The organism is Streptomyces diastatochromogenes (assembly GCF_002242805.1).
Taxonomy (GTDB): Bacteria; Actinomycetota; Actinomycetes; order Streptomycetales; family Streptomycetaceae; genus Streptomyces; species Streptomyces diastatochromogenes.
Genome location: NZ_MCGQ01000020.1, coordinates 61,682 through 82,269, shown reverse-complemented (window position 1 = coordinate 82,269; position 20,588 = coordinate 61,682). Strand labels below are relative to the sequence as shown.

The following is a 20,588-nucleotide window of genomic DNA, read 5'->3' as shown; positions in this document are numbered from 1 at the left end:
AACCGGCGGGAATTCCGTCCCGGCCGCCCAAGGACGGCTCCCGCGGGGGTACGCATCGACCGGCGGGCACGCGATGAGCGGAGCGCAGGTGATCCGGGTACTGGTGGTCGATGACGAAGCCTTGATCCGCACAGGCTTCACGCACATTCTCAATAAGGCGGACGACATCGAGGTCGTCGCGGCGGTACCCGGAGGTCAGGCCGCGCGCGCGGTGCGGGAGCTGCTGCCCGACGTCGTCCTGCTCGACATCCGGATGCCGGACGTGGACGGGCTCAGCATTCTGGCCGACCTGCGCCGCATGCCGCAGGCGCCGGTGGTCGCCATGCTCACCACGTTCGACGCCGACGAATACGTGGCGACCGCCCTGCGGTCGGGCGCCGCCGGATTCCTGCTCAAGGACACCGACCCCGAGCAGCTTCCCCACCTCGTGCGCACCCTGGCCGGGGGAGGGACCGTGCTGTCGTCCAAGGTCACCCGCCGAGTGGTGGACGGCTACCTCGACAACAGTGTTCGCGAGCCCACCGCCGTCCGCCTCGTCGCCCGGCTGACCGAGCGCGAGCGCGCCGTACTCGTCCTCATGGCGGAAGGACTCGCCAACACCGACATCGGCGAACGGCTGCACCTGAGCACCGGCACCGTCAAGGGCCACGTCACCAACGTGCTCGGAAAACTGCAGGTCAGCAGCCGCGTCCAGGCGGCGCTCATCGCCGAGCGCGCGGGTCTGCTGACTCCGTCACAGGACGAGGGCGCTCGGTGAGCTCCCGACAGCCGCCGCCGCTGCTGCTCGACATCGGTCTTGTCGGGCTCGCGGTGGCGGACGCGTGGATTCACGTCGATTTCGTGGATCGATGGGCCGCCGCCTGTGCGTTCCTCGGCGCCCTTGCCCTCATGCTGCGTCGCCGCATGCCCCTGACGACCTTCGTCCTCACGCTCCCCACCGCCCTGGTCACCGACGCGGTGGTCGCCCCCATGGCCGCGCTGTACACGCTCTCCTCACTCAGCCGCCACCGTCTCCTGCTGGCCGGCTGCGCGCTGTTCTACGCGGTCATCGACTTCCTGCCCTGGCCGTGGTCGTCCCTGGACGCCACCGAGCTGTCCCAGACGACCAACCTGTTCCACCTCAGCTACGGCCTGGCCACCGCGGCCGCTCCCGTCTTTCTGGGCCAACTCGTCCAGGCCAGACGCGAACTCTCCCTGCGGCTCGCCGACATCACCGAGGCCCGCGAGCACGAGCGGCTGCTGACCGCCCAGAGCGTTCTGGCGAAGGAACGCGCACAGCTCGCCCGGGAGATGCACGACGTGGTCTCCCACCAGGTCAGCCTCATCGCCGTACAGGCCGGAGCACTCCAGGTGGGCAGTCAGGACCCCGAAACGAGACAGGCCGCGGCCACGATCCGCCGCCTCAGCGTGCAGACCCTGGACGAGCTGCGGCACATGGTCAGCGTTCTGCGGGCCTCCGGCAGCAGGCCCACGGAACTCGCGCCCCAGCCTTCCCTCGCCGACCTGGAGCGTCTCGTCGACGCCAGCGGCATCGAAGCGACGCTGGAGACCGACCTGCCCGACGGGCTTCCGCCCACCGTCCAGCGCGCCGTGTACCGCACCGTCCAGGAAGCGCTGACCAACGCCCGCAAACACGCTCCCGGCGCCGCGGTGACCGTACGGATCCATCGCAGGGACGGCACCCTCCACACCCGCATCACCAACACCGCCCCCACCCGACGCGCGCTCGCCCTGCCGAGCGCCCACCACGGCCTGGTCGGCCTGGCCCAGCGAGCCGAGCTCCTCGGTGGCACTGTCACCTCCGGTCCCACGGCCCAGGGGGGCTACGAGCTCTGGCTGAAACTGCCCGTCGAAAGGAACCAATGACCGCAACGGGTGACCGATGCCGCGTTCGGCCGGGTGGCGGGGGTGTACCGGCCGGTCGGCGGGGTGGTTCCGGACACCTGGCGGATGTCGCGGCGGGAGGCTTTCACCGACGCTGGAGCACATGAGGCACGACGCGGCGTCGGCCGTTCCGTCCACGGTCGGGGTCCGCTGATCAAGTATCCGTCGCGTGGCCTCGCTCCATCCGGAGTCACGCCGGGCCGAGAAGGAGCTCGTCTCATGACGATCCGCCTGACGTTTCTGTGTGTGCCCGGTGGTGACGCCACCCTGGATCCGCTCCTCGGTGACGCTCCCCTGAGCGAGCGCAGCCTGCTTCTGGCAGGCGCCACGGCAGCAGCGCTCCCTCCGCATGAGCTGGCCGTCCGGGCGCCCTCGATCCGCTGCTCGCAGACCGCCGACGCCGTCGGCCTGACGGCAGCGTCCGAGCCCGCGCTGCGCGATCTCGACGTCGGTACATGGCGCGGTCGCACCCTCGACGAAGTCGCGGCGACCGACCCCGACGGGTTCACCGCGTGGTTCACGGACCCGGACGCCGCGCCACACGAGGGTGAGTCCGTACGCCGGCTCTGCCGCCGGACATCGAACTGGCTGAGCGGCCTGACGCCCGACACGGGCAGCGTGGTCGCTGTCACGGAAGCAGCCGTTGTCCGCGCCGCGATCATTCACGCTCTGGGGATACCGGCAAGAGCCTTCTGGCATCTCGCCGTGCCGCCGCTGTCCCTGATCTCCTTCACCCGGCGAGGTGGCTGCTGGGACGTCCGGCTCGGCTACGTCCCTCCCCGGGAGGCCCGGCCGTGGCTCCCGTCGCGATCAGCGACGCTTGTACCGGCCCACCTGGGCACCGGGGAACGATCAAGTCCGTTCCTGTCGGCGTGTACCTGAGACGCCGATCACGTACCGCACAAGGTGTGTCCTACACGGGTAGGGTGATCGGCGTCTCAGGTCACACGGCTCGACAGGGGGATGCCATGCCGTCAGACCGTCAGTTGAAAGAACTAGGACAATTTCTGAAGGTGCGCCGGGCGGAGGTGACCCCCACCGAAGTGGGTCTGCCTGCGGCCGGAGTACGCAGAACACCCGGGTTGCGCCGTGAGGAAGTGGCACTCCTGGCCGGCGTCGGAGTGTCCTGGTACACGTGGATCGAGCAGGGACGGGCCGAGAACGTGTCCGCCGAGGTGCTCTCCGCGATCTCCCGGGTCCTCAACCTGGACGACACCCAGCGCCAGTACGTGTGGCGGCTCGCCGGCCTGGGCTCGTCCCACACCGCCTCCTCGCCGCCGCCGGACGCGGAGTCCCTCCAGCCCTTCGTCGACAACTGGCTGCCCAACCCCGCCTACATCGCCGACCGGGTGTGGAACGTGGTGGTGGCGAACTCCGCGGCGCGCGAACTGATGGCGCTGGACTGCGGCAGTGGCAACGTGATGGAGGACTTCTTCCTCAACGCGCAGGCGCGCAACCGGTATCCGCACTGGGACCAGGACGCGGCGACGCTGGTGGCCCGATTCCGGGCGCATGCCGCCAACCACCCGGGAGACCCGCTGCTCGCGGCGGCGGTGGACCGGCTGCTGTCGCGGAGCAAGCAGTTCTCGGCGCTCTGGAACGCGCAGGAAGTGCAGGAGGACTCCTGCGGCATCGACCTGCTGGAGCACCCGCGGGCCGGCGAACTGTCCCTGCGGCGCACGACGCTGGACTTCACTCCCCGGCTGGGCCTGCGGCTCACCGTGTTCCTGCCGGTCCCGGGCACTCGGGCCGAGCAGGCCCTGAGGCTTCTCACCCTGACGCACGGACTGACGGGTTCGGCCGCCTGAGGGGTGGTGGTCCCGCCGCCGCACCGGCGGGACCACCACCCTTTTCCTCTCTCTTCCTCTGCATTCTTTTCTTTTCTGTCGAAAGAGACTTCGTCATGTCTGCTGTGTTGCCGCTGGAGCGGCTGACACGCCCCTCGCCGCTGCGCTCGCTCACCTTCGGGGACTGGCGGTTGACCCATGTCCCGGACGGAATGGTCCAGTTGAGGCCGGACGGCTGGTTCACCGGACTCGGCCCGGACGACCTCGCCTCGCTCGCCCCCTACCAGGACCCGGACGGTTTCCTGGTCGCTTCGGTGGGCGGCCTGCTGATCGAGCATCAGGGCCGGTCCCTGCTGATCGACGCCGGATTCGGCCCGCGGCGCCTGGAGGCGACACAGACGCATCCCGCCCTGGGCGTGCTGGCGGGCGGCGAGCTGGCCGAACACCTCCAGACCGCGGGGGTGCCCGCGGAAGCGGTGGACACGGTGGCCTTCACCCATCTGCACGACGACCACATCGGCTGGGCGCTGGCGGGCGGGGGCGCCCTCTTCGAGGGCGCCACGTCCCTCGTGCTCTCGGCGACCGAATGGCGTGAGCGGGGCAGCCTGCTTCCGCCGCGGCTGGCCGGCCGGGTGCGCACGGTCGCGGACGGCGGCGAGGTGTTTCCCGGCGTGACCCTCCGGGAGTGGCCCGGACACACCGGAGGCCACGCGGGATACGTGGTGGACCTCGCCGACGCGCAGTCCGGGGACGACGGCGTCCGCCGGGTACTGGTGCTCGGGGACGTACTGCATTCCCCCGCACAGGCGGCGCATCCCGAGTGGCCGGTGTTCTTCGACAGCGGCGGCGGCCAGGCGGTCGCGACGCGCCGGGCCGTGCTGGAGGAGGCCGCCCGGCCGGGGACCGTCTGCTATGCCGGGCACTTCGCCGACGTGGTCTTCGGCCGGGTCACCGTCGCGGACGGCGGACACCGGTGGGAGGCCCTGGGCTGAACGGGCCATGTTCTGAAGGTAGTTGAGCGGCCATGGGCCGGGGTGCCACTGCGCCCCGGCCCTCCGTGTGTACTCCGGCCCCTCCGGTGCCGAGGATCCGCCCCTCAGGGCTCGCGGGTGGCTGGGAGATAGGGGTCGAGCCTGTTGGTGGCGACCACTATGTTGAGCGCGCACTGTTTGAAGATCGCGATCACCGCGAGGCTTCTTGCCATGCCGAAGACACAGTCCGCACAACTCGCCATGACGGGGAAGCAGAAGGCGATCCTCATCGTCCTGCTGGGCGCCCAGTTCATGTTCGCCGTCGACTTCTCCATCCTCACCGTCGCCCTGCCGAAGATCGGCTCGGACCTCGGGTTCGGGCTCGACAGCCTGCAGTGGGTCTCCACCGCGTTCGCCCTGACCGCAGCCGGTTTCATGCTCCTCTTCGGACGCATCGGCGACCTGGTCGGCCGTAAGAAGCTCTTCCTGATCGGCATGGCGCTGCTGACCGTCTCCTCGCTGGTCGGCGGTCTGGCCACCAGCCCCGAGCTGATGATCGCGGCCCGTGTGGCCCAGGGTCTCGCCACCGCGGTCGTCACCCCGTCGGGCATGGCGCTGATCACCACCAGCTTCGAGGAGGGGCCGCTGCGCACCAAGGCGCTCGGCCTGAACGGTGCGCTGCTCTCCCTCGGGTTCGCGGGCGGCGCGGTGCTCGGCGGCGTGCTCACCGACCTGCTCTCCTGGCGCTACGACTTCTTCATCAACGTCCCGGTCGGCGTGGCTCTGTTCTTCGCCGGCACTGCGGTGATCAAGGAGTCGGTGTCCGAGGACCGGCCCAAGCTGGACGTGCCCGGTTCGATCACCGTCACCGCGGGTCTGCTCGCCTTCGTGTACGGCATCACCGGCGCCGAGCGCGAGGGCTGGGGCTCCCCGCAGACCTGGGGCACGCTGCTGGTCGCCGCCGTGCTGCTGATCTCCTTCTACGTGATCGAGCTGCGGGCCGCCGCTCCGCTCGCCCCGGTGCGCATCCTGAAGGCCAACTCCGTCAAGTTCGGCAACCTCGGCGGTCTGATCACCTTCTCCATGGAGTCCGCTCTCTCCTTCCTGCTCACCCTCTACCTGCAGCAGGTGCTGCACCTCAACCCGTTCCAGACCGGCCTGATGTTCGGCTTCCTGGGCCTCGGCGCGTTCCTCGGCGGCACCTTCGCCTCGAAGATCCTCGCCCGTACCGGGTCCAAGGGCGGCATGGTGCTCGGCCTGGCCGTGCAGGGTGTGATGACCGGCGTGCTGTTCCTGCTGGGTGAGAACAAGACCATGGGCATCGCCGCCGTCCTGGTCACCACGTTCGTCGGCGGCTTCGGCCACGTCCTGGCGATCGTCTCCTACACCGTCATCTCCACCTCCGGCATCGAGGACAGCGAGCAGGGCCTGGCCACCGGTCTGGCCGCCATGACCCAGCAGATCGGCTTCACGCTCGGCATCCCGGTGATGTCGGCCATCGCCGCCTCGCAGTACGGGGAGCTGAAGAACGGCGTCGCCTCCAAGGCCGGCGTCCTGGACGGCACCACCTTCGCCATCCTCGTCGACGGTCTGGTCGTCATCGCCGGTGCTCTCGTCATCGCCGTCCTGCTGCGCAGCGCGAACTCCGGCACCTCCGCCCCGGTCCGCGCCGCCAGCGACGAGGAGGAGCCCAGCCTCACGGCCGCCCACTGACCAGCGCTCCGGGTCCCCCCACGCGGGCGCGGGGTTCCTCGCCCCGCACCCGCCCGTCAGTGCCCGAGGAAGGAAAACAGATGTCTGTCCAGTCTGCTTCGCCCGTTCTGCCCGCCGCGGCGCCGCCGTTTCTCGCGGACGTCTCCGACTACCTCGGCGCGCCCGAACGCCGCTTCTTCGGCGAGGGCTACAAACGCGCCCGACACCACCTGACCGGCTTCCACATACCCGAGGCGGACGGCGCGGCCGCCGAAGCGCCCCGGCTGGGCGCCACCGCGCAGGTCACCTACCCGAGCGACTGGTCCCGCAAGGGCGAGGTCGACCAGCGGCCGCACCTGTCCACGGTCGACGTCCTGCTGCTCGCCGCCCAGCTCACCGAGGCCCTGCTCACCTCCCACCTGGGGCTCACCGAGCAGGAGCTGGCCGGCGTCTGGCTCGCCCGGGTCCGCATCAAGGCCGGTTCCCGTCCGGTGGAGGACGACCTGGCCGGGTTCCCGGTGACCGCCTACGTCGCCGGCCGGCTGCCCTCCCCGCAGCCCGGTCGCGCCCGTACGGCCGTCGAGGCCACGGTGGGCACGCTGCGCGTCCGCCTGGAGGCCGACCACCCGGACATCCGTCCGGGCGAGCGTCCCGCCGTCGAACCCGCGGTCCGCGACGGCGGCTACGGCGACGCCGGCCGGCTCGGTGGCCAGCGTGTCGAGAGCATGCAGGTCAGGCCGGGCACCAACGTCGCCACCGCGGACGTCCGCCTCAGCGGTGGCCCGGACGGCGCACTCGGCGGCATGGAGGGTGAACACCAGCCGTCCGTGCACCTCGTGGACGCCTTCGTGACCGCCCTGCAGGTCGGACAGGTCCTGCTGTACGAGCTGGACCAGGTGCCGCGGTCCGCCTCCGACACCCTGTGGATGCGCAGCACGCTGCTGGAGGCCGCGACCCCGCACCGGCCGCGTATCGCCCCCGACGGCGGCCCGCTGCCGCTGCGCGCGGAGCTGCGCGACGCCGTCCTGCTCAACAACCGCCATGGCGAGACCTGGCGCCGCGCCGACATCGTCGCGACCCTCGCCGACATCACGGTCGTCTGTTCGGTGGCCCACCGCCTGTCGCAGACCACCACCTGAACCCACACACCACGGCGCTCAGACATCAGAGCCGCGGCGCCGTCCGTCACCCACGGGAGAATCACGTGAAGCTCGCCATCGCCGGCACCTACTCCGTCGGCAAGACCCTGACCACGATGGCCGTCTCGCATCTGACCGGCCTGCCCCGGTCCTCCGCCAAGACCATGCGGGAGCTGCTCCCGATCTCCATCCCCGGCAAGACGCTGGAGGAGTGCACCCCGGCCGAGCTGATCATGCTGATCATGCGGCGCAACCAGGAGCGCGCGGTCAACGAGTCCCACCTGCCCGACGGCTTCGTCTCCGACGGCTCCTCGCTGCACGAGTGGGCCTACGGCACCGTCCGCGTCCTGGTCGGCATCAACCCGAACGAGTCGATCAACCTGGAGACGGTCGAGGTCAGCGAGGAGGTCGGCTTCTACGCCAAGGTCCTCGAGCAGATGGCCGTGCCCGCCAAGCAGCACGCCCGCGCCACCTACGACTCCTTCGTCCACCTGCCCATCGAGTTCCCGCTGGTCCCCGACGGGCACCGCCCGGTCAACGAGCGCTTCCGGTCCCTCGCGGACGAGCTGATGCTCAAGACCCTGGACGAGCTGCACATCCCGTACCACTCGGTGGGCGGCACCATCCCCGAGCGCCTTCAGAAGATCATCGACATCTACGGTTTCAAGCCGGTGATGAGCATCGACGAGGCGATCGAGAAGGCCCAGGCCGAGTACGCGCTCATCGACACCAGCTCGGAGATCGCCCGCGTAGCCGCCTGAGCCCCCGGCCGTGGGGCGGCCGTTGTCAGGCCGCCCCGCGGCGGGCCCGTACCCGTCCGTCAGCCACCACTACAGACAGAGCCGCCACAGACACACTCAGCACCGGACATCACACAAAAAAAGAAAGACGGGGGAAAACACATGCCGTACGCAGTCCTGCAAGGGCTAGGCACCTATCTACCGACGAGGCGCGTCACCAACGACGAACTCGCGGGCCTGTTCGACACTTCCGACGAGTGGATCACCACCCGTACGGGAATCAAGGAGCGCTGCTGGGCCGAGCCCGGCCAGTCCACGGGTGACCTGGCCACCGAGGCCGGCCGCCGTGCCCTGAAGTCCGCCGGTCTCGACGACGGGGCCGATGTGGGCCTTCTCGTCGTCGCCACCACCACGCCCGACCATCCCTGCCCCGGCACCGCGCCCGACGTCGCGGCCCGGCTGGGGCTCGCGAACGCCGCCGCGTACGACATCTCCGCGGTGTGCTCCGGCTTCGTCTACGCCCTCGAAGCCGCCGCCAACGCCATCCAGGCGGGCCGGGTCGAGCGGGCGCTGGTCATCGGGGCCGAGACGTATTCCACGATCCTGAGCCCGAACGACCGCACCACCTCCGTGATCTTCGGTGACGGCGCCGGAGCCGTCGTGCTGTCCTGCGGTGCCGCCGACGAGCCGGGCCGGCTGCTCGGCTTCGACCTGGGCAGCGACGGCACCGGCAAGGACCTCATCCAGATCCCGGCGGGCGGGTCCCGGCAGCGCGGCAGCGGTCTGGCCGCGGCCGAGGACGACTACTACTTCACCATGCAGGGCAAGAAGGTGTTCGCCCACGCGGTGCACCGGATGTCGGACTCCTCGCTCGCCCTGCTCAAGAGCGTCGGCTGGACCCCGGACCAGGTCGGGCACCTGGTCGGTCACCAGGCCAACCTGCGCATCCTCAGGGCCGTCGCCGAGCAGCTCGGCCTCGACACCGACCGCGCCGTCACCAACATCGAAAAGGTCGGCAACACCTCCGCCGCGTCCATCCCCCTGGCGCTGGCCGACGCGGCGGCCGCGGGAGCGTTCCAGCCCGGCGAGCGCATGCTGCTCACCGCATTCGGCGGCGGCCTCACCTGGGGATCCGCCGCTCTCACCTGGCCGGACATCACCCCGGTCTGACCGGGCGGCCCCTCGTGTCGGGCACCGCCCACGGCACGCACGACACCAGGGCCCCCGCAGCCGGATCCCGGGCGTGCACCACAGTCGCTGCACGCTCCCCGTTCCCAGCGCGCACCACGGCCGTCGCGCGCTTCACCTGCCCTGCGCGCACCACAGCCGCTGCGCGCTCCGCATTCCTCGCGCGACCACAGCCGTCGCGCGCGTCACGTCCCCCACTCACAGCACAGCGTCCGCGGGCGCCACACGCCCCGCGCGCATCGCACCGGAACGTGCACCCACCGAACCGGAAAGGAAGCCCCTGCCATGAGCAGCTCCGTCGCGACCACCGCCGTCACCGCCCTCGCCGACGCGGTCCTGGCCCTCCTCGTCGACAAGTACGAGGCCCCCGCCGAGACCACCACCGTCGACACCGAATTCGAACTCCTCGGCTTCGACTCGCTCATCCTCGTCGAGGTCGCCGTCGACCTCAGCCGCCGCTTCGGTATCGAGGTCGCCGACGACGAGCTCCAGGAGGCGGGCACGGCCGCCGGGGCCGCCGAGGTCCTGGCCGCCAAGGGCGCGGTCGTCTGACCCTGCCGGCGTTCTAGGGGGCGTCTTCTGGATCATGCCAGCGACGCGTCCGGCCCCCTCCGTCACCAGCGCGGCCGGCCCTGCCCGGGCCGGCCGCGCCCCTCCACCGGGATGGACCCGCCATGACCTCCGCCGAGCACCGCCCCGCGGCCTTCTTCGACGTCGACAACACCCTGACCCGCGGCACCGCGCTCTTCCGCTTCCTCGCCTACTGGTACGCCGCCCAGGGCAGACCCGCGCACGACGCCGTACGGGAACGGCAGCGGCTGAAAGCCATGACCACGGCCGGTGTCAGCCGGGAGGAGACCAACCGGGCCTTCTTCCGGCTGCTCGCCGGCGCCCCGGCCGCCGAGATCACGCGGCTCGCGGAGGACTGGTTCCGTGCCGAGCTGGCCCAGGGCTGCTTCTTCCACGAGCCGGTCCTCGAAGCGCTGCACGCCCACCGCCGCAACGGCGACCTGGTCGTCCTGGTCTCCGGCTCCTTCCCGGCGGTGCTCCTGCCCGTTCTGGAGCACTGCGGAGCCCATCACCTGCTGTGCACCGAGCCCGAGATCACCCCGGTCGCCCGCACCTACACCGGCCGGCTGGCCGACCGCCCGCACCAGCCGATGATCGGCAGCGCCAAGGCGGAGGCCGTGCGGGAGCTGGCCGCCGCCCACCGCATCGACCTGGCCTCCTCCACCGGCTACGGCGACCACGTCTCCGACGCCCCGCTGCTCTCCGTCACCGGCCGCGCCGTGATCGTCGGCGACGACCCGGACCTGAGGCGCCTCGCCGCCCACCACGGCTGGCACCGGCTGCCCAAGGCGCCCCTTCCCCCCGCCGTACCCCTGCCCGAACCGAACCCCGCCCGTCCAGGAGCACTGCTGTGAGGATCGCCGTCGTCGGCGCCTACGGAGCCGGCAAGACCACCCTGATCACCGCCGCCACCGCCCGTACCGGGCTGCCCGCCGCGCACGGCACCCCGATGCGCGACCCCCTCGGCAGCCGGCCCAAGCCGCTGGAGGAGGCCAGCGAGCCCGAACTCGTCCAGCTCGTCGTGCGCCGCCACGCCGAGCGGCTGCTCGCCGAGGCCGCACACCCGAAGGGGTTCCTCTCCGACGGCTCCCTCCTCCACGAGTGGGTCTACGCCACGGTCCGGCTCGCCGTCGGCCTCCACCCCGGCAACGACCGGGAGCCGCAGGCCGTGACGGCCGGCTCGGACAACCCCTACCGGCAGGTGCTCGACCATCTCGGCCGCGAGTTCCTGCACCGCGCCCTCGAGTCCTACGACCTCTTCGTCCACCTCCCCGTCGCGTTCCCGCTCCGCGACGAACAGCCCCCCATCAGCGAGCACTTCCGCGCCCTGTCCGACCGGCTGCTGCTGGACACCCTCCGCACGGCCGGTGTCACCGTGCACACCGTCACCGGTGGTCCCGAGGCGCGGCTCGACGCCCTGCTCGACCTGGCCCGCCCGGTTGCCCGCACCCCCTGAGCAGGGCCCCCGGACCAGCCAACCCCGACCCCGATCACCGGAAAGGAACCCCAGAACCACCATGCGTGCGATCGGCATTCCCTCCTACGGCTCGCCCGACGTCCTCGCCGTCGTCGAGCGCCCCGTGCCCGAAGCCGGCCCCGGCCAGGTACGCATCAAGGTCGCGGCCGCCGCCGTCAACCCCACCGACCTGATGCTCCGCTCCGGCGAACTCGCCCCCTACATGGCCGACTTCACCGCGCCCTACACCCCCGGCATGGACGTCTCCGGCCACATCGACGCTCTCGGACCGGACACCACGGGCTTCGCGGAGGGCGACCGCGTCGTCGCCTTCGTCAACCCGTTCACCGATCTGGGCGGCGCCCAGGCCGAGTACGTGGTCGTTCCCGCGGACCAGGTGGCCGTGCTGCCCGACACGCTGCCCCTGGTCGAGGCGGCCGGGCTGCCCATGAACGCCCTCACCGCCCACCAGGCGCTCGACCTGGCCGACCTCGCGCCCGGCGCGACCGTGGCGGTCACGGGCGCGGCCGGGGCGCTCGGCGGCTACGCCGTCCAGCTCGCCGCGCAGCGCGGTCTGCGGGTCGTCGCCGACGCGCGCGACGAGGACCGCGATCTGGTCCTGGGCCTCGGCGCTCACACCGTGGTACCCCGGCACGCCGACCCGCAGGACACCGTGGCCGCCTATCGCGCCGCCCTTCCGCACGGCGCCGACGCCGTGGTCGACGCCGCCGTACTCGGCGCCGCCGCGCTGGAGATCGTCGCCGACGGCGGTCACCTGGTCCGCTGCCGCCCCTACGACCTGCCCGCACCTCGAGGCATCGTCCTGCACCAGGCCTTCGTCGTCGCCCACCCCGACAAGGCAGGCGCCCTGCGGGAACTCGTCGGCCTCGCGGCCCTGGGCGCCCTCAGCCTGCGCACCGCGGACCGGTTCGCCCCCGAGGAGGCCGCGGAGGCGCACCGCCGACTGGAGAAGGGCGGCGTCCGGGGACGCCAGCTGATCGTGTTCTGAGGGCTTGCGCGGCCCCGCCCGACCTGCCGGGCGGGGCCGCGATGCCGAAGGCGCGGGCCGCAGAGACAGTCCGACCGAGCCACACGTCACTTGAGGGAGGGGCACGATGACAACGAGCCAGGAGACGAACGCCGATCTCGGCGGGCTGCTGGTCCGGGCCGCGACACAGTTCCCGGAGCACGGGGTGCGTTACCGCTCGGCGGAGCAGCCCCTCGACTTCACGCTCCGCACCTATCCGCAGCTCCTGGCGGAGTCGCTCCGTCTGCTCAGCTCCCTGCGGAAGGCGGGGGTGCGTCAGGACCGGGTCGTGGCGCTGCTGCTCGAACGTCCCGAGGACTTCGTACCGGCCTTCTGGGCGTGCCTGCTCGGAGGCTTCACCGTCTGCCCGCTGGTCCCCACCCGGAACGACCCGCAGCGCTGGGCGGCGCAGCTGAGCCACGTCGACACCCTGTTCGAGGGACCGCTCGTGGTCACCGACCGCCGGACCCGTGAGGAACTCCCCGCCGTCGAGGGTCTGGCGGTCGCCACGTTCGAGGACCTGGTGACGGCGGCGGCCGACACGGACCCGGGCACGGTCGAGGTGACCGCCGCCGGTCCGGACGACGTCGCGCTGCTGGTGCTCACCTCCGGCTCCACCGGCGCCGCCAAGGCGGTCCGGCTCACCCACGGCAACCTGCTGGCCTCCATGGCCGCGAAGGCCGAGACACAGTCGCTCACCTCGGCCGACGTGACGCTCAACTGGATCTCGTACGACCATGTCGCCGCGCTGCTGGAGGCCCACCTGCTGCCGCTGTCCGTCGGGGCCGTGCAGCTGCAGGCGTCACCGGAGTCGGTGCTGGCCGACCCCCTGCACTTCCTGGAGCTGATCGACGCCCACGGGGTGACGATGACGTTCACCCCCAACTTCCTGCTGGGGCTGATCAACAAGGCCCTGGACCAGCTGTCGTCCCCGCTGCCCCTGGACCTGTCCCGCCTGCGGCACATCGTCTCCGGCGGTGAGGCCAACCCGGTCGCCACGGGCACCGGCTTCCTCGACCGGCTGGCGCCGTACGGGCTGCGCCGCGGGGCCCTGTGGCCCGCCTTCGGGATGACCGAGACCTGCGCCGGCAGCATCTACAACCGGGAGTTCCCGGACGCCGACCTCGGGGCCGAGTTCGCGGCGGTCGGACGGCCGGTCGGCGGGCTCCGGATCAGGGTCGCGGCCGAGGGCGGCGACACCCCCCTCGCCGAGGGCGAGACCGGCGAGGTGCAGCTCACGGGCCCGATGATCACCGGTGGGTACTGGAACAACAAGGAGGCGACCGAGGACGCGTTCACGGCGGACGGCTGGTTCCGGACCGGTGACCTCGGCCGGCTCGCCGGGGGACGGCTGACCCTCGTGGGGCGCAGCAAGGACAGCATCATCGTCAACGGCGTCAACTACTACAGCCACGACCTCGAGTCCGTGCTCCACGACCTCGAAGGCGTCGAGAAGTCGTACGTCGCCGCGTTCCCGACCCGCCCGCAGGGCGGCGACACCGAGCAGCTGGCGGTCGCGTTCGCCGTCACCCCCGACGTGGCCGGCGACGAGGCGGCGCTGCACCGCCTGCTCATCGCGATCAGGAACAGCGTCGTCCTGCACTGGGGCTTCCGCCCGGCGCTGCTGCTGCCGCTGCCCAAGGACGCCTTCCCGAAGACCAGCCTGGGCAAGATCCCGCGCTCGCTGATGCGGCGCCGGCTGGAGTCCGGGGACTACGCCGCACACGTGGCAGCGGTCGAGGAGTTGGTGACCCGTCAGCTCGGCGGCTACGTCGCCCCCGAGGGAGCGGTCGAAGAGACGCTCGCGGAGCTGTACGGCGACCTCTTCGAGTCCGAACCGTCCACGATCAGCGCCACGGCCAGTTTCTTCGACCTGGGCGGGACGTCACTGGACATCCTGCGCCTCAAGAGCCTGATCGCCCAGCGCTTCCCCGGCGCCGACCTTCCGGTCCTCGCGATCCTCACCGCGCCCAGCATCCGCGAACTCGCGGCACGCGTCGAGGCAGGCCGCAGCGGGGAGCCCGCCCCGTACGACCCGATCGTCCCGCTGCAGACCAGCGGGGACGGGACGCCCCTCTTCTGCGTCCACCCCGGGGTCGGCGAGGTCCTCGTCTTCGTCAACCTGGCCAAGTACTTCGTCCACGAGCGGCCCTTCTACGCGCTGCGGGCACGCGGGTTCAACCCGGGCGAGAAGCCGTTCGAGAGCTTCGACGAGATGGCGCGCACCTACGCGGACGCCATCCGCGCCAAGCAGCCGCACGGCCCCTACGCGATCGCCGGGTACTCCTTCGGCGCGGCGGTGGCCTTCGAGGTGGCCAAGCTGCTGGAGGCGGAGGGCGAGCGGGTGGACTTCCTCGGCAGCTTCAATCTGCCCCCGCACATCAAGTACCGCATGGACGAACTCGACTTCGTCGAGACCGCGGTCAACCTGGCGATGTTCCTGGACCTGATCACCCAGCAGCAGGCCAAGACCCTGCCCGCCGAGCTGCGCCCGCTGGGCAAGCGGGAGCAGCTCGGCCATCTGCTCGACATCGCTCCCCCGGACCGGCTCGCCGAACTCGACCTGGACCTGGAGCGGTTCACCGCCTGGGCGGACCTCGCCGACGGTCTCACCGGCCTCGGCCGGACCTACCACCCCTCCGGCAGCGTCGCCGCGATGAGCGTCTTCTACGCCGTCCCGCTGCGCGGCACCAAGCAGGACTGGCTGAACAACGAGCTGAAGCGCTGGGCGGACTTCACCCGTGAGGCGCCCCGGTACCTCGACGTACCCGGCGAGCACTACACCCTCATGGGGCCCAGGCACGTGGCCGTCTTCCAGTCGATCCTGCGCGCGGAGCTGGACCGGGCGCTGTCCGGTAACTAGGGAATGGGGCGACTCACGGATGGACAGCACTTCGATGCCGACCGGCAAGAAGATCCTGATCACCGGGGCGACCGGTCTGGTGGCCCGCACCGCGGCCGAGACGCTCGCCGAGCACAACGAGGTGTGGTGCCTCGGACGCTTCTCGGACCCGGAGGTGGAGCGCCGGCTCCAGGACCGGGGCATCCGGACCTGGCGCTGGGACATGGCCCGGGACGGACTCGACGAAGTCCCCGACGACTTCACCCATGTGCTGCACGCGGCGGTCGAGCGCGGCGCAGGGGACTTCGAGGAGGTGGTGGCGGTGAACTCCGTCGCCACCGGCCGCCTGATGACCCACTGCCGTGCCGCGGAAGCCTTTCTGTTCCTCTCCACCAGCGCGGTCTACGCGCCCCAGGCGCTCGACCACCGGTACACCGAGTCCGACCCGCTGGGCACCGAGTCGGCGTTCCTGCCGACGTACCCGGTCGGCAAGGTGGCCACCGAGGGCGCGGTACGGGCCCTTGCCGTGACGCTCGGCCTGCCCACCACCATCGCCCGGCTCAACGTCGCCTACGGGCCGCACGGGCACGGCGGGCTCCCGGTCATCTTCCACCGGCTGATGCTCGCCGGGGAACCGGTCGCCGTTCCCCACGACGGCCAGCACCACTGCTCCCCGATCCACACCGACGACATCGCGCGCCACGTGCCCGGGCTGTGGGCCGCGGCGACGGTGCCCGCGGCCGTCGTGAACTGGGGCGGGGACGAGGTCGTCGGCGTACGGGACCTCATGACGTACGTCTCCGAACTCACCGGTGTACCGGTCGACTTCGTGCCGAGCGACGCCACCCGCGCCGTCGTCGCGTACGACGCCACCCGCCGCAGGAGCCTCGTCGGCGACTGCGAGAGGTCCTGGCGCGACGGGGTCCGGCAGGTCCTGGAAGCGCACTTTCCCGGCAGCGTCGTAGCCGGTCCCGAGGCCGTAGCCGGTCCCGAGGTCGTAGCCCGTCCCGATGTCGCAGTCGGCCCCAAGAGAGAGGTGTTCCACCCGTGACCAGTGAAACGTCCACCGAACCGCAGGTGCTGGGGGTGCTCGAGCGCGCGCTGAGCGCCAGCTGTGCGGCCTCGCTGCGTGCGGCCGTGAAGCTCGGCCTCGCCGACGCCCTCGGTGGCACCCCGGCGACCGCGGACGACCTCGCCGCGGCGGTCGGCGCCGAGCCGGACGCGCTGCGGCGCCTGCTGCGCTCGCTCACCTGCTACGAGGTCTTCGCCGAGGACACCGAGGGCCGGTTCGTCCAGACGGAGGTCTCGCGGCTGCTGCGCACGGACGCCCCGGACGGCCTCGACCAGCTCGTGCTGTGGATGACCGAGCCGTGGACCTGGGAGCTGTGGGGCCGCCTCGACGAGTCGGTCCGCACCGGGAAGGACGTGTTCGTCGATCTGCACGGCCGGGAGTTCTTCGACCATGTGCACACCGCCTGGCCGGAGTCCGCGGAGGTGTTCGACCGTGCGATGACCCAGGCGAGCCGGCAGTCCGCCACGGCCATCGCCGGCGTGCTGCCGCTGTCCGGTGCGCGGACCGTCGCCGACATCGGCGGCGGACAGGGCTTCCTGCTGGCCTCGCTGCTGGAGCACCACCCCGACGTCCAGGGGATCCTGTTCGACCGGCCCGACGTGATCGCGGGCGCCGACGCCCGGCTGCGCGAGGGCGGCGCGCTCGCCGAGCGGGTACGGCTGCTGTCCGGCGACTGCCGCGAGGAGGTCCCGGCCGACGTCGACGCGTACGTCTTCAAGAACATCCTCGGCATGAACGACGAGGACGCCGTCGTCGTGCTGGGCAACGTCATGAGGACGGCCCGCCCCGGCGCCAGGGTGATCATCGTGGAGAACCTTGTCGACGACGGGGCGGGGCAGAGGTTCAGCACCGCGATGGACCTGCGGATGCTCCTCACCGTCGGCGGCCGCAAGCACACCCGGCAGGGACTGGTCGCGCTCGTGGAGCGGGCGGGCCTCGCCGTCCGGGACGTGCGGCCGGTCAACTCCTACCAGCACATGATCGAGGCCACGACGCCCGTGTAGCGGCGGCTGCCGCAGTCGGACCGATGGAGCGAGAGAAGGGTTGAGTCCACATGACCGAGGCCGCCGACGTACTGGTGGTGGGGGCCGGGCCCACCGGCCTGCTGCTGGCCGGTGACCTGGCCACCGCCGGGGTGCGGGTCACCCTGCTGGAGCGGCGCGAGCACGCCGACGCCAACATGACCCGCGCCTTCGCGGTGCACGCCCGCACCCTGGAGGTGCTGGACGCCCGCGGCCTCGCCGACGAACTCATCCCCCTCGGCCGGACGGCGCCCGTCGTCGGGGTCTTCGGCAGACTCGAACTGCATCTGCACCGGCTGCGCTCCCGCTTCCCGTTCGTGCTGATCACCCCGCAGTACAACGTCGAGGGGCTCCTGGAGCGGCGTGCGCTCGCCGCCGGGGTGCGGATCGTGCGCGGTGCCGAGGTGGTGGCGCTGCGGCAGCGGTCCGACGCCGTCGAGGTGGACACGGCCGGGCAGGGCGGCTTCGGCGCCCGGTACCTGGTCGGGTGCGACGGGGTGCGCAGCGCCGTGCGGCGGCTGACCGGGATCGGCTTCCCCGGCCGGTCGGTGGTGAAGTCGGTGATGCTCGCCGACGTCCGGCTCAAGGACGTACCCGTAGACGCGGTGACCACCCACGCGAACGAGCACGGCTTCGCCTCCCTGGTGCCCTTCGGCGACGGCTGGTACCGCGCGATCGGCTGGGTCGCCGGGGACGAGCGGTCCGATGAGGCGCCGGTGGTGCCCGAGGAGCTGGCCGAGCAGCTGCGCCGGGTGCTCGGCTCCGACTACGGCATGCACGACCCGCGCTGGATCTCGCGCTTCCACAGCGACGAGCGGCAGGCCGAGCGCTACCGCGAGGGCCGGGTGCTGCTCGCGGGCGACGCCGCCCACGTGCACTCGCCGGCCGGTGGCATGGGCATGAACACGGGACTGCAGGACGCCGCCAACCTGGGCTGGAAGCTGGCCGCGGTGGTCCAGGGCCGGGCCGGGGAGCCGCTGCTCGACTCCTACGAGCAGGAGCGCCATCCCGTCGGGAAGCAGGCGCTGCGGATCTCCGGGGCGATCACCCGGGGCGTGCTGGGCACCCGCCGCAGCGGCCGGGTGCGCCAGTTGCGGGGTCTCGTCATGCCCGTGGTCTCCAGGCTCAGCTCGGCCACCCTGCTGGGGGAGCGCCTGCTCTCCGGCGTCGGCATCTCCTACCCGGCGCCGCGCGGCAGCCACCGGCTCACCGGCCGCCGGGCGCCCGACCTGCGGCTCGCGGGCGGACAGCGGCTGTACGACGTGCTGCGCGGCGGCCGTTTCGTGCTGATCACCCGGGGCCGGCCGGTGCCGGAGACGCAGTGGCTGCACCTCGCCGCCCCCGCCGGGAGCCTGCGCACCACGCTGCTGGTCCGCCCGGACGGCCACATCGCCTGGGCCGCCGACGACCTCGACGACCTGGACGACCTGGACACCGAAGGGCTGCGCGCGGAGCTGGAGCGGTGGCCGGCGGCGGATCGCTGAGCCGTGGTCCACAGGCGCCGCGTGATCCACAGGCGCCGCGTGATCCACGGGCGCCGCGTGATCCACGGGCGCCGTGGTCCACGGGCGTCGAGTTCTCCACAGGCGTCGTTTTCTCCACAGACCGAGTTGTCCACAGGGTGTGACGCGTTTCGGCCACCGGTTGTACCGTCTGCACGAGTTGATGTTCGAGCTGATCCGCGTGCGAGCGCACGTGGGGGGTCTTCGGGGGAGGCGGTCGCGGTGACCGAAACCGGTGCGGGAACGGCGGGAACGGCGGAGACGGCCGAGCAGGTGGCGGCACCCCGGCTGCCCCGGATGCGCGGGTTCGCCGAGTGGCCGCCCCAGGGCTCGCCCAAGGAGGAGGGCAAGGCACTGCGGTCGAGCGTGCCGCGCGGCGCCCACCGCACCCTCGACCTGGACGGCTCCCGACCGGACGCGATCACCGCGGTCGAGGAGTCCAACGCCGGCCGCATCCCCGAGCTGACGCCGATCCGCGTGGGCCGGATGGCGGCCACGCCGTTCGCCTTCCTGCGCGGCTCGGCCGGACTCATGGCCCACGACCTGGCGCGCACCCCCACGACCAGGATCGGCGCCCAGATATGCGGCGACGCGCACGCGGCCAACTTCGGCCTGTACGGCGACGCCCGCGGCGGCCTGGTCATCGACCTCAACGACTTCGACGAGACCGTGCACGGCCCCTGGGAGTGGGACCTGAAGCGGCTCGCCGCCTCGCTGGTGCTGGCCGGGCGCGAGGCGGGCGCCGACGAGGACACCTGCCGCAAGGCCGCCCGTGACGCGGCCGGCGCCTACCGGCGCACCATGCGGCTGCTGGCCAAGCTGTCGGTGCTGGACGCCTGGAACGCCATCGCGGACGAGGAACTGGTCTCCCACACCGACGCCCACGATCTGCTCGGCACCCTGGAGCGGGTCTCCGAGAAGGCACGGGCCAACACCAGCGGCCGGTTCGCGGCGAAGTCGACCGAGGAGGTCGCCGACGGCGGCCGGCGGTTCGTCGACGCGCCTCCGGTGCTGCGCCGGATACCGGACGCCGAGGCGGCCGCGGTGGCCGCGTCCCTGGAGCCGTACGTGGCGACGCTCTCCGAGGACCGGCTGCCCCTGCTGGCCCGGCACGCGGTGCACGATGTCGCCTTCCGGGTCGTCGGCACCGGCAGCGTGGGCACCCGGTCGTACGTGGTGCTGCTCCTGGACCACCGCGGGCAGCCGCTGGTGCTCCAGGTGAAGGAGGCCCGCCCGTCGGCGCTGGTCCCGCACCTGGCCACGGCCGGCTTCGAGGCCCCGCCGGTGGAGCACGAGGGACGCCGGGTGGTGCTCGGCCAGAAGCGGATGCAGGTGGTCAGCGACATCCTGCTGGGCTGGACGACGGTCGACGGGCGGCCCTTCCAGGTGCGCCAGTTCCGCAACCGCAAGGGCAGCGTCGACCCGGCCGCGCTCGCCGCCGACCAGGTCGACGACTACGGCCGGATGACCGGCGCCCTGCTGGCCCGCGCCCACGCCCACAGCGCCGACCCGCGCCTGATCGCCGGCTACTGCGGCAAGAACGAGGAGCTGGACGAGGCGATGGCCGACTTCGCCGTCGCCTACGCCGACCGCACCGAGGCGGACCACGCCGAGCTGGTGGCGGCGGTGCGGTCCGGGCGGATCGCGGCCGAGACGGGCGTGTGACGGCGGGCGCGGGGAAGACAAGGGCTGAGGC

The 20,588-nt window shown here is 71.9% G+C and carries 18 protein-coding genes; all 18 read left to right on the top strand.

Going from position 1 to position 20,588, the window contains the following annotated elements; genetic code table 11:
* The first annotated feature begins 88 nt into the window (after nt 1–88).
* The 18 genes from BEK98_RS23355 to BEK98_RS23270 all read left to right on the top strand — a co-directional run bounded on the left by BEK98_RS23355 (nt 89) and on the right by BEK98_RS23270 (nt 20,557).
* Complete coding sequence (locus tag BEK98_RS23355) at nt 89–757, top strand: response regulator (RefSeq protein ID WP_094218604.1); 669 nt, start codon at nt 89–91, stop codon at nt 755–757.
* Nucleotides 754–1,866 (top strand): sensor histidine kinase, encoded by a 1,113-nt coding sequence (locus tag BEK98_RS23350; RefSeq protein ID WP_094218603.1) that lies wholly within the window; start codon nt 754–756, stop codon nt 1,864–1,866. Before BEK98_RS23355 ends, BEK98_RS23350 begins: the two co-directional genes overlap by 4 nt.
* Nucleotides 1,867–2,103: 237 nt before the next feature.
* Nucleotides 2,104–2,766 (top strand): histidine phosphatase family protein, encoded by a 663-nt coding sequence (locus BEK98_RS23345; protein ID WP_094218602.1) that lies wholly within the window; start codon nt 2,104–2,106, stop codon nt 2,764–2,766.
* A gap of 86 nt (nt 2,767–2,852) precedes the next feature.
* Nucleotides 2,853–3,692, top strand: coding sequence for a helix-turn-helix domain-containing protein (locus tag BEK98_RS23340; protein ID WP_094218601.1), 840 nt, complete (start codon nt 2,853–2,855; stop codon nt 3,690–3,692).
* A gap of 95 nt (nt 3,693–3,787) precedes the next feature.
* Complete coding sequence (locus BEK98_RS23335; RefSeq protein WP_094218600.1) at nt 3,788–4,663, top strand: MBL fold metallo-hydrolase; 876 nt, start codon at nt 3,788–3,790, stop codon at nt 4,661–4,663.
* 210 nt (nt 4,664–4,873) lie between these two features.
* Nucleotides 4,874–6,355, top strand: a complete 1,482-nt coding sequence (locus tag BEK98_RS23330; protein ID WP_244201944.1) for an MFS transporter — start codon at nt 4,874–4,876, stop codon at nt 6,353–6,355.
* A gap of 80 nt (nt 6,356–6,435) precedes the next feature.
* Nucleotides 6,436–7,473 carry an AvrD family protein gene (locus BEK98_RS23325; protein WP_094218598.1) on the top strand — a complete coding sequence of 346 codons (1,038 nt, stop codon included), beginning with the start codon at nt 6,436–6,438 and terminating at the stop codon, nt 7,471–7,473.
* 65 nt (nt 7,474–7,538) lie between these two features.
* Complete coding sequence (locus tag BEK98_RS23320; protein WP_094218597.1) at nt 7,539–8,234, top strand: AAA family ATPase; 696 nt, start codon at nt 7,539–7,541, stop codon at nt 8,232–8,234.
* Nucleotides 8,235–8,375: 141 nt separating this feature from the next.
* On the top strand, nt 8,376–9,383 hold the full coding sequence (locus tag BEK98_RS23315; protein WP_094218596.1) for a beta-ketoacyl-ACP synthase III: 1,008 nt from the start codon (nt 8,376–8,378) through the stop codon (nt 9,381–9,383).
* A gap of 303 nt (nt 9,384–9,686) precedes the next feature.
* Nucleotides 9,687–9,953, top strand: a complete 267-nt coding sequence (locus BEK98_RS23310; RefSeq protein WP_094218595.1) for an acyl carrier protein — start codon at nt 9,687–9,689, stop codon at nt 9,951–9,953.
* A 122-nt stretch (nt 9,954–10,075) separates the two neighbouring features.
* Nucleotides 10,076–10,825, top strand: coding sequence for an HAD family hydrolase (locus tag BEK98_RS23305; protein WP_094218594.1), 750 nt, complete (start codon nt 10,076–10,078; stop codon nt 10,823–10,825).
* A complete protein-coding gene (locus tag BEK98_RS23300) occupies nt 10,822–11,427 on the top strand; it encodes an AAA family ATPase (RefSeq protein WP_094218593.1) in 606 nt (201 codons plus the stop codon). Before BEK98_RS23305 ends, BEK98_RS23300 begins: the two co-directional genes overlap by 4 nt.
* A gap of 61 nt (nt 11,428–11,488) precedes the next feature.
* Nucleotides 11,489–12,436, top strand: a complete 948-nt coding sequence (locus BEK98_RS23295; protein WP_094218592.1) for an NADP-dependent oxidoreductase — start codon at nt 11,489–11,491, stop codon at nt 12,434–12,436.
* Nucleotides 12,437–12,542: 106 nt separating this feature from the next.
* Nucleotides 12,543–15,317: a non-ribosomal peptide synthetase gene (locus BEK98_RS23290; RefSeq protein WP_094218591.1), complete on the top strand. Its 2,775-nt coding sequence runs from the start codon at nt 12,543–12,545 to the stop codon at nt 15,315–15,317.
* 19 nt (nt 15,318–15,336) lie between these two features.
* The gene (locus tag BEK98_RS23285) at nt 15,337–16,347 is read left to right on the top strand and encodes an NAD-dependent epimerase/dehydratase family protein (protein WP_244201943.1); all 1,011 of its coding nucleotides are present in this window, start codon (nt 15,337–15,339) and stop codon (nt 16,345–16,347) included.
* Nucleotides 16,344–17,372 carry a methyltransferase gene (locus tag BEK98_RS23280; RefSeq protein WP_094218590.1) on the top strand — a complete coding sequence of 343 codons (1,029 nt, stop codon included), beginning with the start codon at nt 16,344–16,346 and terminating at the stop codon, nt 17,370–17,372. The genes BEK98_RS23285 and BEK98_RS23280 overlap by 4 nt, the downstream gene beginning before the upstream one ends.
* A 50-nt stretch (nt 17,373–17,422) precedes the next feature.
* Entirely contained in the window at nt 17,423–18,874 is a 1,452-nt protein-coding gene (locus BEK98_RS23275; RefSeq protein WP_094218589.1) for an FAD-dependent monooxygenase, read from the top strand.
* A 240-nt stretch (nt 18,875–19,114) separates the two neighbouring features.
* The gene (locus BEK98_RS23270; RefSeq protein WP_425276623.1) at nt 19,115–20,557 is read left to right on the top strand and encodes a DUF2252 domain-containing protein; all 1,443 of its coding nucleotides are present in this window, start codon (nt 19,115–19,117) and stop codon (nt 20,555–20,557) included.
* The last annotated feature ends 31 nt before the right edge of the window (nt 20,558–20,588 follow it).